Source organism: Serratia sp. ASV30, assembly GCF_016428815.1.
Lineage (GTDB): Bacteria > Pseudomonadota > Gammaproteobacteria > Enterobacterales > Enterobacteriaceae > Chania > Chania fonticola_C.
The window spans coordinates 114,456-122,710 of sequence record NZ_JAELTL010000010.1 but is presented as its reverse complement, the minus strand read 5'-3'; the positions used below and the strand labels follow the sequence as shown (position 1 = coordinate 122,710).

Annotated in this window: 7 protein-coding genes and 1 riboswitch; of the genes, 2 read left to right on the top strand and 5 right to left on the bottom strand. The window is 53.6% G+C overall.

Annotation, left to right across the window (positions count from 1 at the left end; genetic code table 11):
• Positions 1–365 precede the first annotated feature (365 nt).
• Together murI and btuB are read right to left on the bottom strand one after the other, a co-directional pair.
• Positions 366–1,229, bottom strand: coding sequence for a glutamate racemase (gene murI, locus JHD74_RS06775; RefSeq protein WP_024527927.1), 864 nt, complete (start codon positions 1,227–1,229; stop codon positions 366–368).
• Positions 1,174–3,054, bottom strand: coding sequence for a TonB-dependent vitamin B12 receptor BtuB (gene btuB, locus JHD74_RS06770; protein WP_065683810.1), 1,881 nt, complete (start codon positions 3,052–3,054; stop codon positions 1,174–1,176). Before btuB ends, murI begins: the two co-directional genes overlap by 56 nt.
• A 73-nt stretch (positions 3,055–3,127) precedes the next feature.
• A riboswitch (cobalamin riboswitch) is annotated at positions 3,128–3,343 on the bottom strand.
• 121 nt (positions 3,344–3,464) lie between these two features.
• Between btuB and trmA the strand changes: the two genes are divergently transcribed.
• Entirely contained in the window at positions 3,465–4,565 is a 1,101-nt protein-coding gene (gene trmA / locus JHD74_RS06765; RefSeq protein WP_199062179.1) for a tRNA (uridine(54)-C5)-methyltransferase TrmA, read from the top strand.
• Positions 4,566–4,673: 108 nt separating this feature from the next.
• Here trmA and JHD74_RS06760 read toward each other — a convergent pair whose 3' ends face one another.
• On the bottom strand, positions 4,674–5,036 hold the full coding sequence (locus JHD74_RS06760; RefSeq protein ID WP_024527924.1) for a YijD family membrane protein: 363 nt from the start codon (positions 5,034–5,036) through the stop codon (positions 4,674–4,676).
• Positions 5,037–5,049: 13 nt separating this feature from the next.
• Positions 5,050–5,682: an HTH-type transcriptional repressor FabR gene (fabR, locus tag JHD74_RS06755; RefSeq protein ID WP_024482854.1), complete on the bottom strand. Its 633-nt coding sequence runs from the start codon at positions 5,680–5,682 to the stop codon at positions 5,050–5,052.
• Positions 5,683–5,896: 214 nt separating this feature from the next.
• Here fabR and sthA point away from each other — a divergent pair, with 214 nt between their 5' ends.
• Entirely contained in the window at positions 5,897–7,294 is a 1,398-nt protein-coding gene (gene sthA / locus JHD74_RS06750; RefSeq protein ID WP_021807209.1) for a Si-specific NAD(P)(+) transhydrogenase, read from the top strand.
• Here the strand turns inward: sthA and oxyR are convergent.
• The gene (gene oxyR, locus JHD74_RS06745; RefSeq protein WP_024527923.1) at positions 7,277–8,194 is read right to left on the bottom strand and encodes a DNA-binding transcriptional regulator OxyR; all 918 of its coding nucleotides are present in this window, start codon (positions 8,192–8,194) and stop codon (positions 7,277–7,279) included. The genes sthA and oxyR overlap by 18 nt on opposite strands.
• Positions 8,195–8,255 lie beyond the last annotated feature (61 nt).

Sequence of the window (8,255 nt, the reverse complement as noted above, 5' to 3'; positions counted from 1 at the left end):
GTAATAATTCATTCGCATGAATTACTGCTTGGTCACTCTTCAAGACTTGATATTTTTTTGCTACCGAAGTAGCTGGATATCGTCTTGTGAGTGCCCACACAGATTGTCTGATAAATTGTTAAAGAGCGTTCGTTACCGGAATGTTTCTCGGTAACGCGGGAGGTGCATATTACGCTTTCCCGCTGAAGAGTCAACCTTTTTCTCTTACGAGACGCGGTGTTTTCACCGGGTTGCTTCTTCCTGGCTGGGCGACTGCTTCGTCGTTGTTCCCGGTCAGTGGAGGCGCATTATAGGGAGTTCTCAGAACGCCGCAACCCCTAAATTCACTTTTTTTGCTGACCGTCGAATGTTTAAGCAAAACTCCATTAAAGCGGCAGTTTTTTCAACGATTTAAAGCCATAACCCTGCAAAACGGGCAATAAAGCATCGGTGTCTTCATTCAGTGCCATGCAATACGCCAGATTTTCTTCCTGAGTTGAGACCAGATTTTCCTGATTAGAGATAAGCCATGCGGCTCTGCGGGCAATTGCCGCACCGGAATCCACCAACCGCGTTCCTTCAGGCAGGACTTGCATCAACTCTTCAGATAATAGAGGGAAGTGAGTACAGCCCAACACTACCGTGTCCGGAGGCTCGCGCATGTTCAGCCACGGCTGCAAGATTTTCTTCAGCGTTGCCAGCGGTACAGGTTCACCATGCAGTTTGGCTTCTGCCAGTTCTACCAGCTCAGAAGAGCCTAACAGCTCAATTTTGCAATCTGTCGCAAAACGCTCGATCAGTTCATGAGTATAAGAACGCTGAACCGTACCGCGCGTGGCCAGCAAACCGACGATACCGTTGGCGGTCAGTTTGGCAGCAGGCTTGATCGCAGGCACCACCCCCACTACCGGGAAAGCAAAACGTTCACGCAGTGCGGGTAAGGAAACGGTACTGGCGGTATTACAGGCGATGATGACGATCGCCAGAGGATGGCGCTGCTGAACCGCACTGACAATTTCCAGCACGCGCTCAACGATAAACTCTTCGGATTTCTCGCCGTAGGGGAATGCTACGTTATCGAAGGCATAGATATAGTGGAGATCCGGCAGCAGTTGCCGAACCTCCTGAAACACTGACAACCCGCCGACGCCGGAATCAAAAACCAGCGCCGTCGGGCGAGGAGCCGCAGTGGCGTTAGAAGGTATAGCTGCCAGTGAGGTAGTACTCTCTTCCTGGGGTAGCGTAGCCATAAGCCGTCTCATAATCTTTATCAAACAGGTTGGCAATTCTACCACGAACTGTCAGCTGAGAGGTTATTGGATATGAGGCGCTCACGTCGACCGTGCTGTAACTCGGCAATACGCGCTGCTCAGGGTTATAAGTAGAAGAGATATTGTCGTAGCGCTTGCCGTAGTATTGATACGAGATATCCATGTCCAGGTTGAACATCGTCCAATCCAACTGATATTTGGCCTGACGTTTCGAACGGCGCGCCAACACCTCATCGGTCTGGTCATTACGCGGATCGATATATTGCAGCGTCAACCTGTGGGTGAACATCCAGGTATCAAAGCTACCCGTCCATTCAACGCCTTTAATCGTTGCCCTATCCACATTGTAATACTGGCCCTGATAGGTCACCGGGTCAGAATCATAGTTGATCAGGTTCTGAATTTTGTAATGGTAAGCAGACAGACGCCAATCCAACGGCCCGGTCAAACCTTCCAACCCCATTTCCCACTGTTTGGACTCTTCCGGCTTGAGGTTGCTGTTGGAATCAATGCCAAAGCGTTTTGAGCCATATTGCTGGCCCAGCGATGGCGTCAGGAAACCCGTACCGTAAGACAAGGTGGCTCGATAGCCATCAACAAACTCCCAACCCGCCGCGGTCTGCCAAGTGCCGTGCCAACCAAAGTCACCTGCCTTGTCTTCACGCCCAGAGGCTTCCAGCGTCACGCTGCCAAACTGCTGTTGACCGCTCAGGTACAGTCCCGTGTTGTCTCTTTTATAGGTATCGGCAAAGGAATTGTCGGAAGAGGTCAGGCGCTGTTGCTGGAAATCGGCCCCGGCAGTGACGCTGCCGTGCTCGAAAGCATAGGTGTTGCCCCATTGCAGGTTACGCTGATCCATATCATCAAGTGTGGTACTGATGCCATAACGGCCGTTCTGGCTGCTGTAGTTGTAATCCTTCTGTTTCTGATAGCTGCCCGTCAGTTGAGAAGAGAAAGCTCCAGACAGGAAACGCAGCCCCATATCATAGGTGTGGCTATACAGGCGGTCTTCATCATTACTGTACTTCGGGCTGTAAGGTACACTGCCGACATCGTAGTCCGAGTTATTGGTATAACCATAACCCCGCACGAAGCCTGAGAAATTCTGATTGAACTGCTGCTCCAACCCACCCCAGAAGCTTTTATTACGGAAACCGTCACGATCGCTGTCGACCGAATAAGGTGAGCCTGGCTGCACATTGAAGCCATTGGTCATCTGGTAACTGCCCGCAACGGTAGCAACGGTATTATCAAAACGCTGGCGCAAGGCACCATCGTACTGCTGGTATCCTTTAGAACCGATACCCGCCTGGACTTTACCGCCCTCTTTATCCGTCTGGGTAATGATGTTGATGACCCCACCGATAGCACCAGAACCGTAAATGGCGGAACGCGGCCCACGGATAAACTCCACACGCTGAACCAGCGCCAACGGAACCTGGTTAAAATCGACGCCGTTGCTGATCCCCAAACGGGCCATTGGCACGCCGTCGATCAGTACCAATACATGACGAGCTTCCGTGCCGCGTACCGAGAGAGATGACCCCTGCCCCATACCGCCGTACTGTGAAATATCGACACCGGGCAAACGACGCATCACATCATTGAGGCTTTTGGCCTGCCAACGGTCGATATCTTCGCGGGTCACCACATCGGCAGGCGCCAATACGGAAGAGACCGGTTGAGGGAAGCGATTGGCGGTAACCACCAGATCATCGCTACTTTTAGCCGTGGTGTTATCTTGCGCCCATCCAGAAAATGCCGTCACGGAGGAGACCACCGCCAGCAGTGTATTTTTTATCATTGTCATTATAAAAAGCATCCAAACTTCATTGGGGATGCCGCAGGGCCACGGCCGGTAGTTCGCGACGGCTATGGATATTGCGACGTACACCGGTAGGTTTTCGGGCTTGGGATTTGCCGGTTGCCTGTGGCAACCCGCACCGGGCGATGACTTCCCATCCTGCAGTGGACAGTGTCTGCGTTATTTAACGCTATCGCCGTGACTTCCCCATACCGCTGCGCGTCAGCTCCAGATTTGCACTGGATTCCCTTTTCACTCGCTGCTTGAGACCGGACGGCAATGCTACAATCAATGAAAATGGATGTCTAGATTGCCAACAGTGTTGCAAAATAGCACCACAACAAAACTGGACTTCACGGGCTGATTCCCTACAATCCCCCGCTGATCCAATTTGCCTGACGAGAGAAACCATGACGCCCGAGAATTTGCCCATTGAACGCTATGACGACCAACTGGCGGAGAAAACAGCCCGCCTGAAGACCATGATGTCACCGTTCACGGCGCCCGAGCCGGAAGTGTTTCGCTCGCCAGTCAGCCACTACCGGATGCGTGCGGAATTCCGCATCTGGCATGATGAGGACGATATGTACCACATCATGTTCGATCAGCAGAACAAGCAGCGTATCCGTGTCGATAGCTTCCCGGCGGCCAGTGAGCTGATTAACCGCCTGATGAGCGCCCTGATGGCAGCCCTCAAGCCCAATCCGGTGCTGCGCCACAAGCTGTTCCAGATCGATTATCTTTCTACACAGAGCGGTAAAATCATTGCCTCACTGCTGTATCACCGCAAGCTGGACGAACAATGGCAGCAAGATGCCACTGCACTGCGTGACGCGTTACGCGCAGACGGCTTCGATGTGCAGCTGATTGGCCGCGCCTCGAAGATGAAAATCATGCTGGATCAGGATTACGTCGACGAAGTGCTGCCGGTCGCTGGCCGCGAAATGATTTATCGCCAGGTTGAAAACAGCTTCACCCAGCCCAACGCAGCCATGAACGTGCAAATGCTGGAATGGGCGCTGGATGTGACCCAAGGTTCAAAAGGGGATCTGCTGGAGCTGTATTGCGGTAACGGCAACTTCTCGCTGGCCCTGGCCCGCAACTTCGAGCGGGTGTTAGCCACTGAAATTGCCAAGCCTTCGGTGGCGGCGGCGCAGTACAACATCGCAGCCAATAATATCGACAACGTGCAGATTATCCGTATGGCGGCGGAAGATTTCACCCAGGCAATGAACGGCGCTCGCGAGTTCAACCGGTTAAAAGGGATCGATCTGAGCAGCTATAACTGTGAGACGATTTTCGTGGATCCGCCGCGCAGCGGGCTGGATGAGGAAACGGTGAAGATGGTGCAGACCTATCCACGCATCCTTTACATCTCCTGTAACCCGGAGACCCTATGCGCCAATCTGGATACGCTGCAGGCCACGCACAACATCACTCGCCTGGCTCTATTCGATCAGTTCCCATACACCCATCATATGGAATGTGGCGTATTACTCGAACGCCGCTGATCTAGACGGGCGCTGCGCCCTACATCGCGAGCGGGCTGCGGAATATCCGCACCACTGTAAAAACAAAAAAGGCACTCCACGGAGTGCCTTTCCTCGATGAAACCATTTTTAATGCTGAACAGTGGCGGTATTGCGTTTCCTCAATTGGAAACCAATCCAGAACACCAGCACCACGCAGACAATCGAGGGCAGGAAGTTCGAGCCGATCTGCGGATATTCCGCACGCACGATCGCACTATATCCCAGGATGCCCAACAGGAAACAGCCGGCCGCCAATTTTGGCATGCCATCCGGCATTGGCTGGTTCAGGTAACGCTGATGCAGGCAATATACCGCCAACACCAAAGCAATCAACGGGAAGGCTGAAAACGACACCACCGAGCTGAACAGCGCGGCAAAGGAACCGTTTACGGACAGGCCGGCAATCAACGCCAGCAGTAAAGTACCATTCTCACGGCTTAGTTTTTCCATGACTTTCACCTTGTTATACGTGGGATACAGATGCTTTTTCTTGTTCGCGGCGATACCAGTAATAGGCTCCTTTGGAGATCATCCGCAGTTGCAACACTAACCTTTCTTCAAGCTGCCGCCGTTGTTCAATATCAATATCCAGCGCTTCCGCACCGGCACTGAAGACAATCGTCACCATAGCTTCCGCCTGCGCCTCGGTAAAACTGCGCGGCATATGGTTTTCCAGCTCAAGGTAATCTGCCAGTTCGGCGATAAAATGTTGGATTTCCCGTGCTACCGCCGCACGAAATGCAGCCGAGGTGCCGGAACGTTCACGCAGCAACAGCCGAAAGGCGTTGGGATTATTGCCGATAAACTCCATAAAGGTCGATACCGACGTGCGGATCACGCTGCCGCCTTTGGCAATACGCTGGCGTGCCTGGCGCATCAATTGGCGCAGCATCAGGCCGCTTTCGTCAACCATGGTGAGCCCAAGCTCATCCACATCGCGAAAATGGCGATAGAAAGACGTGGGCGCGATGCCCGCCTCTCGTGAGACTTCACGCAGGCTCAGGCTGGCAAAACTGCGCTCGGCACTCAGTTGGCTGAAAGCCGCCTCAATGAGGGAACGACGAGTGCGTTCTTTTTGTTGTGCTCTGACGCCCATTTGCATATCCGGATGACTTCCCTTCTTCAGTCTAACGCCGCAGAACTGGCAATATAGCAAATTTATTGCAACAGCATTTATACAAACGCGCTTTGTCACAGTTCTAGGCCACACCGATTGTGCTTTGCCACAAAAAGGCTAATGGTAATTGGGCACGCAGCGCTATGATGTTAAGATACCGTTGTAAATTTGTATAAGAACAGGTCTCTCCTACATGCAACAACACTATCAATTTGATGCCATTATCATCGGCTCCGGCCCTGGTGGTGAAGGCGCAGCCATGGGTCTGGTGAAACAAGGTGCCCGCGTGGCCGTGATCGAACGGTACAATAACGTGGGCGGCGGCTGTACTCACTGGGGAACCATCCCCTCAAAAGCCCTCCGCCACGCCGTCAGCCGCATTATCGAATTCAACCAGAACCCGCTTTACAACAACTCCCGCACCCTTAGCGCCACCTTCCCTGACATTTTACGCCACGCCGACAGCGTGATTAACCAGCAAACACGCATGCGCCAAGGGTTCTACGAGCGTAACCAGTGCAAGCTGTTCGCCGGTAACGCCAAGTTTATCGACGCCAACACCGTCAGCGTAAGCTATATGGATGGCACACAGGATACCATCCGCGCCGACCATATCGTGATCGCCTGTGGTTCACGCCCTTATCATCCGAACGGCGTTGATTTTAACCACTCGCGCATTTATGACAGCGACTCCATCCTGGAGCTGAACCACGAGCCACGCCACGTGATTATCTACGGCGCCGGGGTGATTGGCTGCGAATATGCTTCTATCTTCCGTGGCTTGAACGTCAAAGTGGACTTGATCAACACCCGCGATCGGTTGCTGGCGTTCCTCGATCAGGAGATGTCAGATTCTCTGTCTTATCACTTCTGGAATAACGGCGTGGTGATCCGCCACAATGAAGAGTTCGAGAAGATCGAAGGCACCGACGATGGCGTGATTGTGCATCTGAAATCCGGCAAGAAAGTGAAGGCCGATTGCCTGCTGTACGCCAATGGCCGTACCGGTAACACCGATGCGCTGGGCCTGGAGAACGTGGGTCTGGAATCAGACAGCCGTGGCCTGCTGAAGGTCAACAGCATGTATCAGACCGCCGTATCCCACATTTATGCCGTGGGTGACGTGATCGGCTATCCGAGCCTGGCGTCTGCCGCTTATGACCAGGGACGCATCGCCGCTCAGGCCATCTCTTCTGGGGAAGCCAGCGGGCATCTGATCGAAGACATTCCAACGGGCATTTATACCATTCCAGAAATCAGCTCCGTCGGTAAAACCGAGCAGGAACTGACGGCAATGAAAGTGCCCTACGAAGTGGGCCGCGCCCAGTTCAAACACCTGGCCCGGGCACAGATTGCCGGCATGAACGTGGGTAGCCTGAAGATCCTGTTCCACCGCGATACCTTGCAGATCCTGGGGATCCACTGCTTTGGTGAGCGTGCGGCAGAGATCATTCACATCGGTCAGGCGATCATGGAACAGAAAGGTGAAGGTAATACCATCGAGTATTTCGTCAATACCACCTTCAACTATCCGACCATGGCCGAAGCCTACCGCGTGGCAGCGCTAAACGGCTTAAACCGCCTGTTTTAAGTTCGCTTTCAGGTAGTTCTGCATGTGTTCGCGAATAGCCTCGGCCAACTGCTCATAGCGGCTACGCAGCGGGGAGCCGGGGCGATACACCAGAGCAATGGTGCGCTTCGGTTCCGGTTTGTAGCACTCCAGATAGCAGACGCCGTCACGCTCGCGTTCACGCGGTACTGCCAAGGCGGGCAACAGCGTTATCCCACTGCCTGCGGCAACCATATTACGCAGCGTTTCCAGACTGGTCGCGCGGAAGTGGGTATCCTCATCCGCACCGGCCTGGAAGCAAAAGCCCAGCGCCTGATCGCGTAAGCAGTGGCCATCTTCCAGCATCAGCAGTTTTTCACCCGCCAAATCGGCCATCGCCACGCGTTCGCGCTGCGCCCACGGATGGTCGGAATAGACTGCCAATTGCATCGGCTCATCGAACAAAGGCACTTCGATAAAGGCTTCGGTTTCTTTCACCAAGGCAAGAATAGCGCAGTCCAACTTGCCGCTGTCCAGCTGTGCCAACAGTTGATGGGTTTGTGCTTCGTGCAGGTACATTTCCAGCTTGGGAAAGGATTTATGCAGCGTCGGGATAATCTGCGGCAGCAGATAAGGCCCCACGGTAGGGATCAGGCCGATATGCAACGGCCCGGACATCGCCTCCCCCTGCTGGCTGGCCATTTCCTTCAAGACTTTGACTTCGCGTAGCACGGTGCGCGCCTGCTCCACCAGCAGTAAGCCTGCCTGCGTGAAAAGCACCTTACGGCTGGTCCGCTCGAGCAGCATCACGCCCAACTCGTCTTCCAGCTTGCGGATCTGTCCACTCAATGTTGGTTGACTGACATGGCATGAGTCGGCAGCACGCCGGAAGTGGCGGTGCTCGGCCAAGGCGACCAGATACTCTAAATCACGAATATTCATTGTTGTTTCCCTCCTGGCCATGATAGCTCATGGCGATAGATAAGATAGCAACGAGTGATTA

Bases quoted from the DNA above. Each gene is read 5' to 3' on its own strand.
- murI (WP_024527927.1), bottom strand. From the start codon at position 1,229: ATGGCTACGCTACCCCAGGAAGAGAGTACTACCTCACTGGCAGCTATA.
- btuB (WP_065683810.1), bottom strand. From the start codon at position 3,054: ATGATAAAAAATACACTGCTGGCGGTGGTCTCCTCCGTGACGGCATTT.
- trmA (WP_199062179.1), top strand. From the start codon at position 3,465: ATGACGCCCGAGAATTTGCCCATTGAACGCTATGACGACCAACTGGCG.
- JHD74_RS06760 (WP_024527924.1), bottom strand. From the start codon at position 5,036: ATGGAAAAACTAAGCCGTGAGAATGGTACTTTACTGCTGGCGTTGATT.
- fabR (WP_024482854.1), bottom strand. From the start codon at position 5,682: ATGGGCGTCAGAGCACAACAAAAAGAACGCACTCGTCGTTCCCTCATT.
- sthA (WP_021807209.1), top strand. From the start codon at position 5,897: ATGCAACAACACTATCAATTTGATGCCATTATCATCGGCTCCGGCCCT.
- oxyR (WP_024527923.1), bottom strand. From the start codon at position 8,194: ATGAATATTCGTGATTTAGAGTATCTGGTCGCCTTGGCCGAGCACCGC.